The sequence below is a fragment of the Acinetobacter sp. 24-47-67 genome, assembly GCF_056779735.1.
Genome location: NZ_JBWYIK010000001.1, coordinates 88,814 through 103,985, shown reverse-complemented (window position 1 = coordinate 103,985; position 15,172 = coordinate 88,814). Strand labels below are relative to the sequence as shown.

Below are 15,172 nucleotides of genomic sequence, written 5' to 3'. Positions count from 1 at the left end.
ATTCGAGGTAAATCAAATATGAATATGAAATCAAATTTAGCACATCAACCCACTCGAAACAATTTAGATCAGGAAATCTTTGCAGGCGACGTGGTGGTGTTCATGCGCCATATCAAAAGATATTTAAAGCTACTGATAGAAAGTAATGCAAACTGGGACGGGAAATAATATGAGCTTAGATGCAACAAACTGGGCTTGGAGAGTGGAATTGAGCGAAAAGAAAGGTGGTTGTCGTATACCACTGAAACGCCTCATTTTACTCTCATTGGCCGATCGTGCCGGTGAAGACCATTGCTGCTATCCAAGTATGCAACGCCTTGAGAAAGATACCGGTCTTGAGCGTAAAACCGTCCTTAAGATTATTGCTGAACTTCTGGAAGATCATTTGATCTCAGATACTGGAGAACGAAAAGGTTCAACGAAGCGTGTAAAAGTCTATCGACTAAATGGCGTAAATGGCCGTGAAACTATGCCTAAAACGGCACAATTACAGGAAAAAAATTTGCCTGAAATAGTGCCAGAAACGGAACAGTACCAAAAACGGAATGATTCCGTTAACGGGACTTTGAATAGTGCCGTTAACGGGACTTTGAATAGTGCCGTTAACGGGACACAGAATCTCCCAATGAATCTCCCATTAGAATCTAAAAATAAAAAAGGGTGGCTTTGCTTCAAAAAACTTCGTGAAGAAATTTTTTTGGCTGATCCTGATTTGGATTTTGAAATGCTCATGAACGCAACTTGGGGTGATCGTGAAAAACGTGCATTTGAAATATACAACGCTGGAAAGAATCTCTGTGATGAATTGATGAATTTCCATTTTGCAGATTGGTTGATCAACGCATACCGCACCAAGTATATAAATTCCAATGGCCATCAGAAATTAAATTCTACTGCAGAACCAAAATACCTCACTGACAAACAGATTCAGGTGTTTGCTCAGAAATTAGCTAAGCATCCAGAGTTTGCTGGTAAATACGCTGAGCCAGGTGAGTCCTATGAAAAACTTGCAGCTCGTATCTCAATGAAACTTGAAAAACCTGAACAGGCGAAAAAGTGGGAATCCTATTTGAAACAAGTAGGTTTCAACGGCGTGCTAATGGGAGGTGCAGCGTGACTGAAGCTGATCGCACGATTACAAACCTGATGATCTTGAGAATCATGTCTTCAACGAATGGAAGAATCTCTGTGAAACAAATTTTCGATGAGATTCAACCGAACATGGGAATTTCAATCCGTAGCCTGCAACGTTATTTGAATGGACTAGCGAATTGGGGGCTCGTGGAAAAGGATGGCCAAACTCCGCAGGGATTCAGATTGAGCAAATCAGCAAGGGAATTATTTGCTGATATCGCTTTTGGAAAATCAGTATGACAAGTATTTCCCTTGCTGAATATAAAAGCTTGTACGGCTCAAAAAGTAAAAATTTAATTAAGTCAAAATCTCCGCGCCGTGATAAGCAAACTGAAAGTATGGGAGAGTCGATATTAGCTTTACAACTTAAGGCGCACAGAATCGAATTTGAGAGAGAGTTTAGGTTCCATCCCAAACGTAAATGGAGAGCTGATTTCCATCTAAACTGCAAAAAAATATTGATCGAGGTTGAAGGTGGGATATGGAGTGGAGGTAGACACACTAGAGGCAAAGGTTATATCGACGATATGGAAAAATACAACGCAGCAACAATGATGGGTTACCAGGTAATACGGTTTAGTACAGAACAAGTGAAATCAGGTTTAGCAATACAACAAATTGAGAAGATGGTAGGGGAATAGTAATGGTCGTAGCAGAGGCAACGAAACAACATATTTTACAAACAATAGATTGGTCACGTTTTGATTTAGAAGGATGGTTACACCAATTTGGCGCATGGATGAATTCAGTTAGTGGTACATGTAGCCAAAGTATTAATCCGATTGCAGTGGCCATGGATCATGCCACTAAGAAAAGAAAACAGAAAAAACTGACCAATCTACAGGAATCAAAAATCATTGTTGACTTCCTGACTGGTGATTATCAATTACCAAAATTAAAGCAGACAAAAATTGTGTGTCAGATTGATGATAATGAAGCACGCGCCGTACAGCGTTTAATATTAGATATGCAGGGACAATCTGAAATTTTAGATGATTGGATGGATGCAGTTATTGATCGATATTTTTATGGGAATTCTTGGTCTGAAATGGTACGTGAAAATCGTACTCAAGCAGATTCAAGAATGGATGTTAAGTGCGGTTTAGCTGCATTGCATAGTCGGTATGGATTTATTAAATATTAATAAAAATTTTTAAGACAACCTATTTCATTTAAAGATGAAAGTGCCTTGTAAGGCACTTAGCTTTAACAGTTAATTTATTTTTAATATGTGACAGAATAGCTATCGTTGTTAATTGTGGTAATTAGATACAATTTTGAAGCTAAAAGGTTTTGCTCGGTAAAATAATATTGACTAGGAATTTTTACTGCAATTAAGCATTTTGATTTTCCACATTTTAAGATTTTTATATTTTTAATATTTGGTTCATTTATTTTATTAACTTTATACCATTCAGTTATTTTATCATCTTTAATTTGTGCCATAATAATAGGCCCATTATTTATCATTTTTTTAGCGTCATCGTAGCCATCTTTTTCAACATCCATAAGATAATATATTGATAAAATAAAAATTGCGTATATCAAGATTGAAGTTAAGTAATGGGCTAAAAGCTCTCTAAAACCTTTGTCAATATTAGGTGTATCAATAGTGTTATCCCAGTTGACTTCACGTTTTGCAAATCTGTGTGTACGGTAAATTGATGGCTTAATTCTTCGAATAATAAACTTTAAAAAAAATATAAGTATAATTAAAGGAGAAGAAATTATTAGTAAAAATATAAAAATATAAAAATCAATAATGTTGGAAAGTCGAGGGAATTTATATATAAAATTTGATAGTGCTCTTACTGGAGTGTAAATAAAATTAAGGGATTTAAGTGTAATTTTGAAAATGGAGGTTAGTGCGAAAATTAACAAATAATTAAATGATTTGGTGATGGATTTGGTGATGTTTTCACCGATAAATTTATTTATTAAAGATAAAGTTATAGGAACTAATATACCTAAAATAATTACTTGAAAACCTTGTAAGCCACCATAAACTAAATAATTTTGAAAATCAAAGCCTAATGCTTCATGAGAGTAATCGAAATATTTTACATATGCTTGTATATAAAAATAACCACATGAATATAGAATTATTGATAAGGATGTAAAAAATAAGGCAAGGTCTAAATTAAAATTTGTTTTCAAGTTAAGTTCTCAATGTAATTCTTAATTTTTATTTAAAATTAATCTTTGAAAGTTTCATTCAAAGCATTTTGCACAGCATCTACACGTGATTTACAGGCTCTATATGCTGACATCGATTCTTCAACAATTTTCATCAAATTATCAATATCTGGTTCATCTTGAGACTCAAGGAGCTCGGCGTTCTTTTTGAGAATTTCATAGCCTTCTTTAAACGTTAATTCTTTCTTAGTCATTGCTAGATACCTGAGTCACATTGGCATTGATAATACCATCCTGTAATTCTACTTGAATGCTATCACCTGATATTTGTTGAATAGAACGTATGGCTTTGCCTTGGCTACGGACGATACCAAAACCTTTGGCCATAACATTTTTGGGATTCTGAAGTAATGTTTCGCGCATGAAAGATTCAACTTGCTGAGAAGCCAGCTTAACCTGTTGCTGTGCTAAATATTGAGTGGTGTCTTTAATTAAGTCTAAATTTCGATGAGTTAAACTAATTTGATTATTCGCCAGTGTCTTGATTGACTTTAAGTATTGATCATTCTGGCTTTGATACGCCGTGATCTGATGCTGAGATAACAACTTAATAGTTTGCAGAGAATCAGATACATCCTGGACACGCTCTACAATCAAATTACGTATACCTCCAATGACTTTACTGGGTGTATCAAAAGATCGATGTGCAATTTCATCTAAAATCGTTCGGTCTTTTTCATGGCCAATACCAACCCAGATAGGGACGGAACGCTTACAAAGCAGAGCTGCCAAATCAAAATCATTTAAATATGCTAAATCATTTACAGATCCACCACCGCGTATAAGAACGATGAGATCAGGGGCAACTTCATAATCTTTGACCCATTGCTTAAGGGCAGTTATTAAAGAATCTCGGATACTTGTTGGAGCTGTACAGCCTTGGAAAGTTGCACTGTGATAAACGAAATGGCAGACACCGGCTTTGTCTAATGCGTCAGCATCCTTTTTGAAATCGCCTAGACCTGCAGCATTTTCAGGTGCAATGACCAGGACATTTTGAATATCAAACGGCGTAGGTAGCTGTTTATTTTTATTTGCAAGACCTTCGGTTTGTAATTTTTCTAATGTCTGCTGATAGCGCCGTGCTATATCACCTAACGTAAAGCTTGAATCAATATCTTCTACATTAACTGAGAAACCATATTGAGGGTCAAACTTGGCTTTAACTTTTATCAGAACATTAAGATCTCGAGATAACTCAATACCACTTTCACGTTCGAACTTTAGAACCATCTTTTGAGCAGAAGACTTCCAAATAGTCGCTTTACAACTAGCGATCACTTTGTCTGAACCTTCCTCTTTTTCAGCCAGCTCAAGATAATAATGTCCGCTTTTAATATTTAAATTTCTTATCTCTGCTTTGACCCAAACAGGTTCATCAAAGGTGACCCGTATAACTTCTTGAACAGTGGATAAATATTCACTTAAGTTTAGCTTGTAATCAGACATCATTGAGCAGCGAGATGAGGTTACTAAAAATACTAACGAACATATTGTTCAAAGACAATGATGAATGTTTGACCTTGTACAAGGGTTGTGGCATATTTCAGCTATAGTGACCGAAGTGTACGTTTATGCATTAAGTTGATTTAAAAGCTCGCCAAATGGTGGGCTTTTTTGTTATCAATATTTCTTTTTTTTGGTGATAAAGTTACGAAGTATAGTGTTTTAAACGTTTGTTTGTTCTGAAAGCTTTAATAACAGGCAGTTGTCATTGTTTGTACTTTTAAATAAGGCATAATGGGCTTCTTAAATTTAGAGCTAATTTTTATTTATGGTAGATGTAAACCAGTTAAACAATATTTTTAAAGAAACATTAGCGAATAATAAAAAACCTGAAAGAATATTGATAGGCTACAAGCTATATGCAGAGTTAATGAAAGATAGAAGGTTTTTTGAAGAGGTGGTGGGATCCGCTATGAATCCTAGTAAGCGTACTTATCAAAATATTAAAATTAAGGTTACTCAAGATGATAGACAGCTTGAATTAAAATCTTCAGGTTAATGAATTCTTCTAATATAATATTGTAACTTATTGCTAATGCTACGCTTTTAGAAATTGAATATCATTTATGCACAGGACCTAACCTGTTCTTCAATTTTACCTCCTCACTCAGGAGGTTTTTTTTTGCCATTTAAATTATTAACATAATTAATCGTTCATTGAATTAACAAGTTAAAGCGATAAATAAATTCCCTTACATTAACTTTATTTTTCAAGTTTAAAGGGGTGTTAATGTGATCTTGGGTTGTAACCGTAAGCAATACGGAAGTGTTCAAGTTGAAATACGGAATTGCGTTTTCCTTCCAATAAACCTGGATGTTTAACATCTAACTTGAATTTCTAACGCATGCATGTATTTGCACCATGCCAACCTAAAGGGCTCGCAGGTAAGAGCAAGCCCTTTTTGAAGTACTGGCCGAACTTATTACGGCACTAAACCTCACTAACGTAATTGTTAGTGGGGTTTCTTTTGTTTGAAATATTGTATTAAAGCGGTAGGGACTTATATGACAGATCGTGTGCAAGCTAAACAAGATTTACAGTTCTATTGTGCGGAGCTGGCTAAATATCATAACCTCAGCCGTTCAGGACTTAAGCGTCATCAAATGATTGCGATTGATGAAATCATGATTGAGCTTAAGGAGCGTATCCGAAACTTACGGAACGTACTGCAAAACCGATAAATGTAACTCTAAGTATAATTTGATTAAGTTTAATTAACCTTGATGGGGTTTGATTGACATTATAATTTCAAATGCATATAGTCGTGGATAACCCTGATGTCAATTGATAGTTAGGGTATTTTTGTCTAAGGAGTTTCCTTATGAGTTTCTTATTCGGGTTTGATAGCGCAAAACAAAAGGATCGTGTTAACAATTCCGCAAAAATTTTGTTGGAAGCTGCTGAATGTTATAAAAAAGCTATGAAAGAAAGTGTTGCTCAGTATAATGAACATAGAAAAAAAGCTGAGGAGCAAATAAACCGTGGCGCAAGAATCACAAGACATAGAATCGATCTTTGATTTTTTCTATTTAGATAATCCTAAAATAAAATCTTTTTACGCTCAGCTCAATGGAATGGGGGCTTTGAACAGTCTTAAAAGCTCAACTCAAATTACGGATGTTCGTAAATTAGAGGGTTCAGTAGGTTTACCTCCAGTCGCAGGTGGTAAAGTTAATACTGATCACTCAGCCGCTAGTTCATCTGAACATTTGTACGATGGTATTCCAACGATGCCTCGTGAAATGATTGATAGGCTTGATGAACTAGGTTTTATTCATCAGGAATTAAGTGAGGAGATGCTTGGAAATTTAGTTTTACTTAAGGGTAGACTAGGTGTAATTGACATTGAGGTGACAAAGGGGTTAGTTGAGCCTGCCTTAAATTTCTACCTAAAAGAATTAAATGAAAAAAATACTCATGAAAGTAGAAAACTAGCCAAAGAAATTAAAAGTAATCAGAAGGATGTAACTACTTTATTTAAGGGTATACCTTTTGGATTGGAAGCAAAATTATTATATAAGACAGGCACACAAAATGATAATGGCGTTGATTTATGTAATGAGGTTTGGATGACATTGAATCGGGCTGAAATTGTTGGTAGTCCGTTAGATTTAAATTTTAAACACGGCGAGTTCCTAGCAGGAGATTGGCACGTATTAGGTGTTCTAGACGCACTCCCATTTGATCAATTTACATATGATACTGAACCTAATGAATTTCGTGATGGTATTGTGACTATGTTAAATGTTGTGAGGATGTTTGCGGGAAGACCTGAAACAGCCTATGGCATTACACCAATAGCAATATTTAGGGTTCTCAAACCTAAGGTTAAATAATTCTATAAACCTCCTTCGGGAGGTTTTTTAATGGGTGAAATTTATGAATGAAGTCGGACAAGCCATACCAGTTCGACCATACCCACCAAAAGAAATATTCGATTTAGATACGCCTAACTTTATCCCAGCACCCGAACTGTGGGCATGGATTAAAGCGGTATTCCTAAATGAACATTCTGAAGTATTTAACCCTGATCATATTCACCTGGACTCATTTTACTGGCCACAGATCGCCGTGATGTGGGCAAACGGCGGATTTATCAAACAGGGGCGCTTTGTCGTTGGTCAAGCTGAGAAAGTCATGATCAATATGGGTGGATGGAAGAAAGCACGCCAAGAGGAACAATTTGAACAATGGTTTGGTCAAGTTCCTGAATACCTTGTTACGGTTGATGCCAAATTTGCCCAGGTGGCGAATGATATTGCATTTTGTGCACTGGTTGAGCATGAGCTTTACCACATCGCACACAAGCGTGATGAATGGGGTATCCCACAATTTAACCGTGAAACAGGTTTACCAAAGCTTGAGATCAAAGGGCATGACGTGGAGGAATTCACTGGTGTGGTACGCCGTTATGGTGCAAGCGAAGAAGTTCAAACCATGATTGATGCAGCGAAACAGCGACCTGAAATTTCAAGAGCCGATATTTACCATGCGTGTGGTACTTGCTTCCTGAAGGTCGTTTAAATTTTTTGTCCATTAAGTTGGACGAAGTTGGACGGATAAAGAGCAATGGCAACGCTAAATCAAAAGCACAAACTCTTTATCGTACGTAGCTTAGCGCAGTGGAATACACCTACTGAAACCGTTGAGCTTGTCCAACAAGAGTTTGGCATCACTATTTCACGTCAGCAGTGTGAGGCATACGACCCGACTAAACGGACAGGGCAAAACCTCAGTAAAGCATTAGCTGACGAATTTTATAAAACCCGGGAGCAGTTCCGTAAAAACACAGATGAAATGCCCTTGGCGAATCTCGCCGTGCGCTTACGTCATTATGAGAATTTACTGAATAACCCACAGAACAAACGCAATCCGATTTTACAGCTGACCATTCTTAAACAGGTGGCTGAAGACGTCGGTGGCAAGTACACCAATAAAACAGAATTGACTGGCGCAGGTGGTGGACCATTACAAAGCGAAAATGTTACCTACGTGGATGCTAGCCCTGAATTAGTGAAGCAGGTGTTAGATGAACTCGAAAGTAAATACTAGACCGCTTGAGATAAAGATAGAACGTGAGAAATGCGAACGTGAACATTTGTTTTTCACACGCCGTTTTTTCATGCCTCGTATGGGGTTTAAGTTCTCAGTTAATTGGCACCATGAATATATTGCATGGGCAATTGATGAAGTCATTGCTGGTCGCATTGAAAACTTAGTCATTAACGTTCCACCAGGTTCGGGTAAGACTGAATTACTGACCAATCTGATTGCACGTGGTATCGCACGTAATCAGCGTTCACGATTTTTATATTTGTCATTCTCGCAGTCACTTGTAGAGGATGTGTCATCCACGGCGCGAAACATCGTGAAATCGGTCGATTTTCAGGGCTTATGGCCTGTGAAGATCTCGACCAGTACCGATGCTAAGGCAAGCTGGAAAACGACTGTAGACGGCTATGAAGCGGGGCATGTGTATAGCGCCTCGATGGGTGGTCAGGTTACGGGCCGCCGTGCAGGTACTTTGGCAGATGCTGGATTTACCGGTGCGATTATCCTGGACGATCCGCTCAAGCCTGAAGATGCATTTAGTAAGACGGCACGTAACAAGGCAAATCGTAAGATTCTGAACACAGTCAACTCACGTAAAGCCAAATCATCCACACCAATTATTCTGATCATGCAGCGTTTACACGTTGAGGATCCGACCAACTTTGTGATGACTGGCAACGTGCCAGGGAAATGGCATCAGATCTCGATACCAGCACTGATTGATGATGACTATATCAACTCATTGCCTGAGCATATTCGTAAGAAAGTGCCACGTGATGTCGAACGTGATGAGAAAGGACGTCAGAGTTATTGGCCACTGAAAGAGTCGTTACAGTCATTACTGCAGTTAGAGAAAGGCGGTCAGGATAAAGACGGCGCTACTGTGTCGCGTTATACGTTCAGCAGTCAGTACCAGCAAGAGCCTAAAAAGCTCGGTGGTGACCTTGTTAAGGCTGAATGGTTTGATCGATACCATGAGTTACCAGTACTCAAGTGGCGTGCGATATGGGCAGATACGGCGCAAAAAACCAAAGAGCATAACGACTATTCAGTGTTCTTATGTGCAGGGCTTGGTTATGACAATCGCCTGTACATCATCGACGTGCGCCGTGGCAAATGGGAAGCACCTGAGCTGATTAAGGAAGCTAAGGCTTTCATCAATAAGCACAAGGAAAGCAATACCAAGATCGGCAAGCTTCGATACATGGCCATTGAGGATAAAGCATCTGGAACGATGCTGATTCAAAACATTTCGCGTGAAACCACATTACCGATCAAAGCGATTCAGCGTGATACAGACAAGCTGACTCGTACTATGGATGTGGTGTTCTATGTTGAAGATCGCCGTGTCGTTCTACCTGTGAGTGCGCCGTGGTTATTGAATTATGTTGAAGAAATCGAGGGCCTAAAAGCTGACTTCACACATGAGCACGATGACCAATGGGACCCGACCATCGATGCGATTAATGACTCACTTGCGAAAAAGCCGACTGTATTTGATTAGAGGTATTTATGGCTAAAGATAAAAAGTCTGATACAGGCGGTAAAATTAAAACGCTTGTAGCTGACGCAGTAAAACAGGCAATCAACGCCATTGGCGATGCTGGTGCATATACAAACTTGGTATCCAATATTGGTACCGAGCGTGACAAAGCCACAGGTGGCAAGTTTGTCCGTAAAGACATTGACGATGATCAACTTGAAGCGGTGTATCAAAACTGGCTTGCACGCCGTATTGTCAATCGTCCTGCATCGGACATGCTTCGTGCAGGTTGGTTCTATGAAGGCATTCAAGGTGATGATTTAAAACGCCTTGAAGAAGCGTGTAAGGCATTTCACTTAGAGCATGTGCTTTTATCAGGCTTGATCCTTTCTCGCCTCTACGGCGTTGTGTACATCCTGCTTGGAACAGCTGACGGTGCTGCCTTAGATCAACCTTTAGATATTTCTAAACTTGGTCAAGGCCGTTTGGAATTCTTCACGGTCGTTAAAAAGAAATATATCACGGCGGATAAAAACAGTTATTTACCGCCGTCGGCTTGCTGTGGATTGCTAAAACAGCCTGAATTTTACGAAATGAAAATGGGGAATGAAGCGAAAAAGCGCATTCATCATACTCGTCTAATTCGCATTGCTCATGCTGATGTGGTGAATGAAGAGCCTCAAAGCATTCTGCAAGAAGTCTATGAGGATCTGCTGGATCATGCCAGCGTGAAGCGTGGATCTGCTAGCCTTATTCATGAATCAAAGATTGATGTCATTCAAACGCCGAACTTGGTCGATAAGATTAGAGAGGATATGAAAGGCGTCATGGAACGTTTCATGTCTGTAGGCTTGATGAAAAGTCTGAACGGTATGTTAGTCCTTGATGCTGAGGAAGAGTACAGTTCTAAGACGTATAACTTCGCAGGCTTGCCTGACATGATGCGTGAATTCTCAGTTCAGACGGCGGGTGCCGCAGATATCCCTTATACGATTCTGTTTGGCCAATCACCTGCAGGCATGAATGCCACTGGTGAGCATGACACTCGTAATTATTACGACTCGATTGCTACTAAGCAGGAATGGGACCTTAAGCCGATCTTGATGAAGTTTCTCGCTGTGATCTGTCAGTCCACGTTTGGGCGTCAAATACCTGAGCTGGATGTCGTATTTAATCCGCTTTGGCAATTGGATGCGAAAGTCCGAGCGGAGGTGGAAAAAGCCAATGCTGAGCGTGATGAAAAGTATCTCAATATGGGCATCATTACTGAACCGCAGATCGCCCGTCAGCTTAATATCGACGGCGTTTATTCAGTCATTGATGAAAAACACATCAAATTGCTGGAAACCATGGTGAAGCCAAATGACGACGATCATACAGATCCTTAAGCCTCAAATTCAGCAGATCAAAAAAAGCAAGAAAGGACGCAAGGCTAAGCCCAAGGCAGTCAAAGTCAATCGCCGTGTCGAGCTGTTCTATACACGTCAGCTTTTGGAAATCTCTAAATATTGTCAGGAACAAACCAAGGATTTTGTATTACCTACGGTAGGGAAGAACATTGGTGATAGCTGGGTGACGGATATATTCACGGCGTTACGTGAAAAGATGGTCAAGTACACCATGGAAGTGTCGGTATCTTTGGCCACTAAAGTGGTTATGGATACGAGCAAGGATGTTGATAAGCAGATTGCTAGTCATACCAAGACCATTCTTGGTGTGGACCTTACGCCGTTTTTCCGTGGCGCTGATATTCAGGATGAAATCGATAATCAGATTGCTGCAAACGTATCTTTGATTAAATCGATTCCAAGTCAGTACACTGATAAGCTTGAAGCATTGGTGATGAATGCCTTGCAGACAGGGCAAACTAATCAGGAACTGGCTCAGGAAATAAAAAAACTCGGTCATAGCACAGACAATCGTGCACGACTGATTGCAGCCGATCAGATGGGTAAGATCAACGGCGCTATCAATAAGAAGCGTCAGGAATCCATGGGTGTGGAAACATACGATTGGCAAGATTCCAACGATGATCGTGTACGTCCGTTATGCCGAAGCCATCATGGTAAAACCTTTCGATGGGATACACCGCCAAAGGGAGGTCATCCTGGGCAGAAGATCAAATGCCGATGCACGGCGTTGCCGAATTATGAGGATATTTTGATCGACTAAAAAAAGCACCCTAGGGTGCTTTTTTAATGTCTTTATTATCCATAACCACAATGGAATAACCTTTAAAGCGATTGGATAGCTCCATCATTAGAACTTCGGTAGGTATTTTTTCAACAGCAGATAGGTTTTGAGAAAAGCTTTCTTCAAGGCGATAGACCGCCTCCGCTGTAATGGTTCTACCATTTTCAAGAGCTGCTTTTTCAATACGTTCTTTTAACTCCATGGGTACACGGAGGTTCATTTGTGGATCGTTACGTGCCATGTACGAAAGACTCTGCTAGTGATATAAAGAATAATATTGCATCACTGTGCTTTACATCAATAAAGCAGTGTGCTTTAATGTGATCACGGTGCTTTATTGGAGATTTAAATGGCACGTTCAGATACACAGGTAGCAGTACGAATTCCACCTGAGTTGCACAAGCAACTAAAAGAAAAGGCTGTAAAAGAAGAACGCTCAATGAATTATTTAATTAATAAGGCGGTTGAGCTTCTATTAAACAAAGAGAGTGCGAAAGCATGAAATCAACAGACAACAAAAAAGCCCCTGATTCTTGGCGGAAGCGGAGCTTTAGTGTTGTTAACGAAGGAGTATTAACTATGTCTAGTTTAGCATTAAGTTTTAACGAAGTAAATTTTACACCTGTTCAGCAGGGTGGTCAGGTTTGGCTAAAAACAAGTGAACTAGCCGAAGCTTTGGGTTACTCAGATCAGAGTGGTGTAACTCGCATTTATTCACGCAATGAAGATGAGTTTACTCAAGCGATGAGCTGTTCGGTCAAATTGACCGAGAAGGGACAGACAAGGGAAATTCGTGTTTTCTCTCTTCGTGGCTGCCATCTAATCGCAATGTTCTCTAAGACAGCAATCGCCAAACAATTTCGTAAGTGGGTGCTGGATGTTTTGGATCGTGAAGTTGTTACCAAGCAGCTTGAGAGTCGCCAATCCATCTCACCTGAACAGCAAGCACTACTGCATGAAATTGTAGATCGTCGCTCACAGGGAAATCGAAAAATATATGCTGAAATGTGGAGTCGACATAATCGGCATTTCAAAATTCCACGTTATGCTGAGCTTTTAGATATTCACTTTGCAGAAGCAGTTCATTACTTGGAAACAATGGAATTGAAATCTCGTATTGAGCAAATCAAACAAGCAGCTTTACCTTACCCACAAGAAGTTATTCAAGTGGCTCAGCAGATCAATCGGGAATTTCAAAATAGTAAATACAACTCGTGGTATGTAAATGCTCGAGATGGTGTTTTAACCGCAACACCACTACCACATGGATTTTATCCAACAATGGATATTGCTGAATTCACAAAGCGTTTTGATAGTGTGTTGGATTTGCTGTATGGCACAGATACATTGCGCGTAGGAAGGCACTTTCTAAAAGAGCGCAATTCTAAATAAAACAAGAGCCACCTTCGGGTGGTTTTTTTATGGGCTCAATTTATGAAACTCATCTACCAACTTAAAATTGGTGACTTTGCACCAAGCGAAAGTACACGCTCATTTACTCAAGAAGGGTATCTGAAATGCGTCAACGTACGTTTGGCCAAAGCACCTCAAGTTCGTCAGTACTACGCTTATGAATTTCCAAATTTGGAAGGCTATTTAGCGGATCAAGTCATCAATGTCTACGTGGCAGCAGATGATTTATTTAATCCTCAAGTCATAAAGTCATTCGACGGCGTAGATGCTACGGACTATCACCCACCTAAGAATGAAATCAATGCTTCCAACTGGAAGGAGTACCACATTGGCGAATGCTTCAACGTGCGCCAAGAGGGTGATTTCTTGGTCGGTGATCTGATCATTAAAGACCAGAACAGTATCGGTTTAATCCAAAACAATGAGCGCGTTGAGATCTCATTAGGCTATGCGGCTGATCTTGTCCTTGAACAAGGCACGGCGCCAGATGGTACTCCGTATCAAGCCAAATTTATCAATTTTAAAGGCAATCACGTGGCGCTGGTGAAATACGGTCGCTGTGGCGGTGATTGTCGCGTCGGTGACCATAAACCAAACCCAAAGGGGAAGAAGATGGAAATTAAAGTAAACGGTATTCGCTTTGAGATTGGTGACAACCAAGCGCTAGCTGATGCTGTAAAGCAACAAGAAGACCAGCTTGAAAACTTGAAAGCAGCAAAACTCAAAGTCGGTGATAAACAATTTGCCATCGGTGATGAATTGCCAGCTGTACAAGCGGTGGTTGATACCTTGCAGACTGAAAATGCAGAACTGAAGCAAAAAGTCGGTGATCTTGAGAAAAACCAAATGACACCTGAAAAACTTGATCAGGTCGTGGCTGAACGTGCGTCAGTGGTTGCGGATGCTGTTGCATTGGTACCAGGTATCAAAACTGAAGGCTGTTCATGTGAGCAAATCAAACGTGATGTGATTGCAGCCAAAGCAGGTGACACATTGGTGACCGCTGTACTGGGTGGTGTCGCCGTCGGTGATGCTAAACCTGAGCAGATCGACACGGTATTCCGTGCACTGTCAGCCGTGAAATCGACCACACCAGGCAATGCAGTCGGTGATGCATTACAACAACAGCAACAACAGCAAAACAATAATCAGGACCCTAAAGAAAATAAGGGTTATGACAAGTCTGCTGCATACAAAACAATTTAAGGGGAACTTGAATCATGGTTCAGCAATTAAATGCGGTGGTCGGTCAGCGTGGCCGTTTAACTGCCAAAGAGGTTGTTCTGTCTTTACCGCTTTCAGGTCTGACTTTAGTCAATGATGGTGATGTGGTTGTTCGCACGACCGATGGTAAATCTGTAACGGCTGTAACAGGAGCTACACCGACACGTTTTGGCGTGGTGGTACGCCACGGCGTTGGTAAATCAGGCAAAACGGCGGCTGGCAAACAAGCCTATAAAGCGGCTGATATGTTGCCTGTGATGTTTGAAGGTGCAATTTGGGTCAAGCCTACAGCGCCAATCACGGATATTACTGCTGCGGTTTATGTAAAAACTGCAAACGGTACCACAGCAGCGCCGTTGGGTTCTTTGTCGAGCTCAGCAACTGACGGAACAATATTACCAGGTGCAGCATGGGAAACCATGACAGGTGCCGATGGTTTAGCCCTTCTTAATCTTCGTGGAGCTTAATAA

Annotated in this window: 21 protein-coding genes; 17 read left to right on the top strand and 4 right to left on the bottom strand. The window is 40.1% G+C overall.

All coding sequences use genetic code 11. The features are described 5' to 3' along the window. The first annotated feature begins 169 nt into the window (after nucleotides 1-169). The 4 genes from AC1M9K_RS00535 to AC1M9K_RS00520 are packed head-to-tail and all read left to right on the top strand — an operon-like array spanning nucleotide 170 to nucleotide 2,278. The gene (locus AC1M9K_RS00535) at nucleotides 170-1,117 is read left to right on the top strand and encodes a helix-turn-helix domain-containing protein (RefSeq protein ID WP_481588169.1); all 948 of its coding nucleotides are present in this window, start codon (nucleotides 170-172) and stop codon (nucleotides 1,115-1,117) included. Then, nucleotides 1,114-1,374, top strand: a complete 261-nt coding sequence (locus tag AC1M9K_RS00530; RefSeq protein WP_179998045.1) for a helix-turn-helix domain-containing protein — start codon at nucleotides 1,114-1,116, stop codon at nucleotides 1,372-1,374. Before AC1M9K_RS00535 ends, AC1M9K_RS00530 begins: the two co-directional genes overlap by 4 nt. Then, on the top strand, nucleotides 1,371-1,775 hold the full coding sequence (locus tag AC1M9K_RS00525) for a DUF559 domain-containing protein (RefSeq protein WP_481588168.1): 405 nt from the start codon (nucleotides 1,371-1,373) through the stop codon (nucleotides 1,773-1,775). The genes AC1M9K_RS00530 and AC1M9K_RS00525 overlap by 4 nt, the downstream gene beginning before the upstream one ends. Nucleotides 1,776-1,777: 2 nt before the next feature. Further along, the gene (locus AC1M9K_RS00520; RefSeq protein WP_481588167.1) at nucleotides 1,778-2,278 is read left to right on the top strand and encodes a hypothetical protein; all 501 of its coding nucleotides are present in this window, start codon (nucleotides 1,778-1,780) and stop codon (nucleotides 2,276-2,278) included. Between the two features lie 80 nt (nucleotides 2,279-2,358). On the opposite strand, the gene AC1M9K_RS00515 is transcribed toward AC1M9K_RS00520, so the two are convergent. Genes AC1M9K_RS00515 through xseA form a run of 3 tightly spaced genes read right to left on the bottom strand, consistent with a single transcriptional unit; the run spans nucleotide 2,359 to nucleotide 4,779 of the window. After that, the gene (locus AC1M9K_RS00515) at nucleotides 2,359-3,291 is read right to left on the bottom strand and encodes a hypothetical protein (RefSeq protein ID WP_481588166.1); all 933 of its coding nucleotides are present in this window, start codon (nucleotides 3,289-3,291) and stop codon (nucleotides 2,359-2,361) included. Between the two features lie 38 nt (nucleotides 3,292-3,329). Then, nucleotides 3,330-3,524 carry an exodeoxyribonuclease VII small subunit gene (gene xseB, locus AC1M9K_RS00510; protein ID WP_481587462.1) on the bottom strand — a complete coding sequence of 65 codons (195 nt, stop codon included), beginning with the start codon at nucleotides 3,522-3,524 and terminating at the stop codon, nucleotides 3,330-3,332. Then, nucleotides 3,517-4,779 (bottom strand): exodeoxyribonuclease VII large subunit, encoded by a 1,263-nt coding sequence (gene xseA, locus AC1M9K_RS00505; protein ID WP_481588165.1) that lies wholly within the window; start codon nucleotides 4,777-4,779, stop codon nucleotides 3,517-3,519. Before xseA ends, xseB begins: the two co-directional genes overlap by 8 nt. 325 nt (nucleotides 4,780-5,104) lie before the next feature. On the opposite strand from xseA, the gene AC1M9K_RS00500 reads away from it, so the two are divergent. The 9 genes from AC1M9K_RS00500 (at nucleotide 5,105) to AC1M9K_RS00460 (ending at nucleotide 12,044) form a co-directional block, all read left to right on the top strand. Then, nucleotides 5,105-5,335: a hypothetical protein gene (locus AC1M9K_RS00500; RefSeq protein ID WP_179998039.1), complete on the top strand. Its 231-nt coding sequence runs from the start codon at nucleotides 5,105-5,107 to the stop codon at nucleotides 5,333-5,335. A 506-nt stretch (nucleotides 5,336-5,841) separates the two neighbouring features. Continuing rightward, entirely contained in the window at nucleotides 5,842-6,018 is a 177-nt protein-coding gene (locus AC1M9K_RS00495; protein ID WP_481588164.1) for a hypothetical protein, read from the top strand. A gap of 140 nt (nucleotides 6,019-6,158) precedes the next feature. After that, nucleotides 6,159-6,356, top strand: coding sequence for a hypothetical protein (locus AC1M9K_RS00490; protein WP_481588163.1), 198 nt, complete (start codon nucleotides 6,159-6,161; stop codon nucleotides 6,354-6,356). Beyond that, the gene (locus AC1M9K_RS00485) at nucleotides 6,319-7,173 is read left to right on the top strand and encodes a DUF6414 family protein (RefSeq protein WP_481588162.1); all 855 of its coding nucleotides are present in this window, start codon (nucleotides 6,319-6,321) and stop codon (nucleotides 7,171-7,173) included. Before AC1M9K_RS00490 ends, AC1M9K_RS00485 begins: the two co-directional genes overlap by 38 nt. Nucleotides 7,174-7,216: 43 nt before the next feature. Beyond that, nucleotides 7,217-7,861 carry a putative metallopeptidase gene (locus tag AC1M9K_RS00480; RefSeq protein WP_481588161.1) on the top strand — a complete coding sequence of 215 codons (645 nt, stop codon included), beginning with the start codon at nucleotides 7,217-7,219 and terminating at the stop codon, nucleotides 7,859-7,861. Between the two features lie 45 nt (nucleotides 7,862-7,906). Next, on the top strand, nucleotides 7,907-8,389 hold the full coding sequence (locus AC1M9K_RS00475) for a DUF2280 domain-containing protein (protein WP_168396906.1): 483 nt from the start codon (nucleotides 7,907-7,909) through the stop codon (nucleotides 8,387-8,389). Beyond that, complete coding sequence (terL, locus tag AC1M9K_RS00470) at nucleotides 8,367-9,893, top strand: phage terminase large subunit (protein WP_481588160.1); 1,527 nt, start codon at nucleotides 8,367-8,369, stop codon at nucleotides 9,891-9,893. The genes AC1M9K_RS00475 and terL overlap by 23 nt, the downstream gene beginning before the upstream one ends. Before the next feature lie 8 nt (nucleotides 9,894-9,901). Next, the gene (locus AC1M9K_RS00465; protein WP_481588159.1) at nucleotides 9,902-11,260 is read left to right on the top strand and encodes a DUF1073 domain-containing protein; all 1,359 of its coding nucleotides are present in this window, start codon (nucleotides 9,902-9,904) and stop codon (nucleotides 11,258-11,260) included. Then, nucleotides 11,235-12,044 carry a phage head morphogenesis protein gene (locus tag AC1M9K_RS00460; protein WP_481588158.1) on the top strand — a complete coding sequence of 270 codons (810 nt, stop codon included), beginning with the start codon at nucleotides 11,235-11,237 and terminating at the stop codon, nucleotides 12,042-12,044. The genes AC1M9K_RS00465 and AC1M9K_RS00460 overlap by 26 nt, the downstream gene beginning before the upstream one ends. A 10-nt stretch (nucleotides 12,045-12,054) precedes the next feature. Here the strand turns inward: AC1M9K_RS00460 and AC1M9K_RS00455 are convergent, their stop codons facing one another. After that, nucleotides 12,055-12,306: an Arc family DNA-binding protein gene (locus AC1M9K_RS00455; RefSeq protein WP_481588157.1), complete on the bottom strand. Its 252-nt coding sequence runs from the start codon at nucleotides 12,304-12,306 to the stop codon at nucleotides 12,055-12,057. A gap of 108 nt (nucleotides 12,307-12,414) precedes the next feature. Here AC1M9K_RS00455 and AC1M9K_RS00450 point away from each other — a divergent pair, with 108 nt between their 5' ends. The 4 genes from AC1M9K_RS00450 to AC1M9K_RS00435 all read left to right on the top strand — a co-directional run bounded on the left by AC1M9K_RS00450 (nucleotide 12,415) and on the right by AC1M9K_RS00435 (nucleotide 15,169). Next, entirely contained in the window at nucleotides 12,415-12,567 is a 153-nt protein-coding gene (locus tag AC1M9K_RS00450; protein WP_481588156.1) for a toxin-antitoxin system HicB family antitoxin, read from the top strand. Between the two features lie 77 nt (nucleotides 12,568-12,644). After that, on the top strand, nucleotides 12,645-13,457 hold the full coding sequence (locus tag AC1M9K_RS00445; RefSeq protein WP_481588155.1) for a BRO-N domain-containing protein: 813 nt from the start codon (nucleotides 12,645-12,647) through the stop codon (nucleotides 13,455-13,457). A 42-nt stretch (nucleotides 13,458-13,499) separates the two neighbouring features. Beyond that, entirely contained in the window at nucleotides 13,500-14,684 is a 1,185-nt protein-coding gene (locus AC1M9K_RS00440; RefSeq protein WP_481588154.1) for a DUF2213 domain-containing protein, read from the top strand. Between the two features lie 14 nt (nucleotides 14,685-14,698). Continuing rightward, nucleotides 14,699-15,169, top strand: coding sequence for a structural cement protein Gp24 (locus tag AC1M9K_RS00435; RefSeq protein WP_481588153.1), 471 nt, complete (start codon nucleotides 14,699-14,701; stop codon nucleotides 15,167-15,169). Nucleotides 15,170-15,172 lie beyond the last annotated feature (3 nt).

What these genes read in the sequence shown, in the direction of transcription:
- AC1M9K_RS00535 (WP_481588169.1), top strand. Translation starts at nt 170, where the DNA reads ATGAGCTTAGATGCAACAAACTGGGCTTGGAGAGTGGAATTGAGCGAA.
- AC1M9K_RS00525 (WP_481588168.1), top strand. Translation starts at nt 1,371, where the DNA reads ATGACAAGTATTTCCCTTGCTGAATATAAAAGCTTGTACGGCTCAAAA.
- AC1M9K_RS00520 (WP_481588167.1), top strand. Translation starts at nt 1,778, where the DNA reads ATGGTCGTAGCAGAGGCAACGAAACAACATATTTTACAAACAATAGAT.
- xseB (WP_481587462.1), bottom strand. Translation starts at nt 3,524, where the DNA reads ATGACTAAGAAAGAATTAACGTTTAAAGAAGGCTATGAAATTCTCAAA.
- xseA (WP_481588165.1), bottom strand. Translation starts at nt 4,779, where the DNA reads ATGTCTGATTACAAGCTAAACTTAAGTGAATATTTATCCACTGTTCAA.
- AC1M9K_RS00500 (WP_179998039.1), top strand. Translation starts at nt 5,105, where the DNA reads ATGGTAGATGTAAACCAGTTAAACAATATTTTTAAAGAAACATTAGCG.
- AC1M9K_RS00495 (WP_481588164.1), top strand. Translation starts at nt 5,842, where the DNA reads ATGACAGATCGTGTGCAAGCTAAACAAGATTTACAGTTCTATTGTGCG.
- AC1M9K_RS00490 (WP_481588163.1), top strand. Translation starts at nt 6,159, where the DNA reads ATGAGTTTCTTATTCGGGTTTGATAGCGCAAAACAAAAGGATCGTGTT.
- AC1M9K_RS00480 (WP_481588161.1), top strand. Translation starts at nt 7,217, where the DNA reads ATGAATGAAGTCGGACAAGCCATACCAGTTCGACCATACCCACCAAAA.
- AC1M9K_RS00475 (WP_168396906.1), top strand. Translation starts at nt 7,907, where the DNA reads ATGGCAACGCTAAATCAAAAGCACAAACTCTTTATCGTACGTAGCTTA.
- terL (WP_481588160.1), top strand. Translation starts at nt 8,367, where the DNA reads ATGAACTCGAAAGTAAATACTAGACCGCTTGAGATAAAGATAGAACGT.
- AC1M9K_RS00465 (WP_481588159.1), top strand. Translation starts at nt 9,902, where the DNA reads ATGGCTAAAGATAAAAAGTCTGATACAGGCGGTAAAATTAAAACGCTT.
- AC1M9K_RS00460 (WP_481588158.1), top strand. Translation starts at nt 11,235, where the DNA reads ATGACGACGATCATACAGATCCTTAAGCCTCAAATTCAGCAGATCAAA.
- AC1M9K_RS00455 (WP_481588157.1), bottom strand. Translation starts at nt 12,306, where the DNA reads ATGGCACGTAACGATCCACAAATGAACCTCCGTGTACCCATGGAGTTA.
- AC1M9K_RS00450 (WP_481588156.1), top strand. Translation starts at nt 12,415, where the DNA reads ATGGCACGTTCAGATACACAGGTAGCAGTACGAATTCCACCTGAGTTG.
- AC1M9K_RS00445 (WP_481588155.1), top strand. Translation starts at nt 12,645, where the DNA reads ATGTCTAGTTTAGCATTAAGTTTTAACGAAGTAAATTTTACACCTGTT.
- AC1M9K_RS00440 (WP_481588154.1), top strand. Translation starts at nt 13,500, where the DNA reads ATGAAACTCATCTACCAACTTAAAATTGGTGACTTTGCACCAAGCGAA.
- AC1M9K_RS00435 (WP_481588153.1), top strand. Translation starts at nt 14,699, where the DNA reads ATGGTTCAGCAATTAAATGCGGTGGTCGGTCAGCGTGGCCGTTTAACT.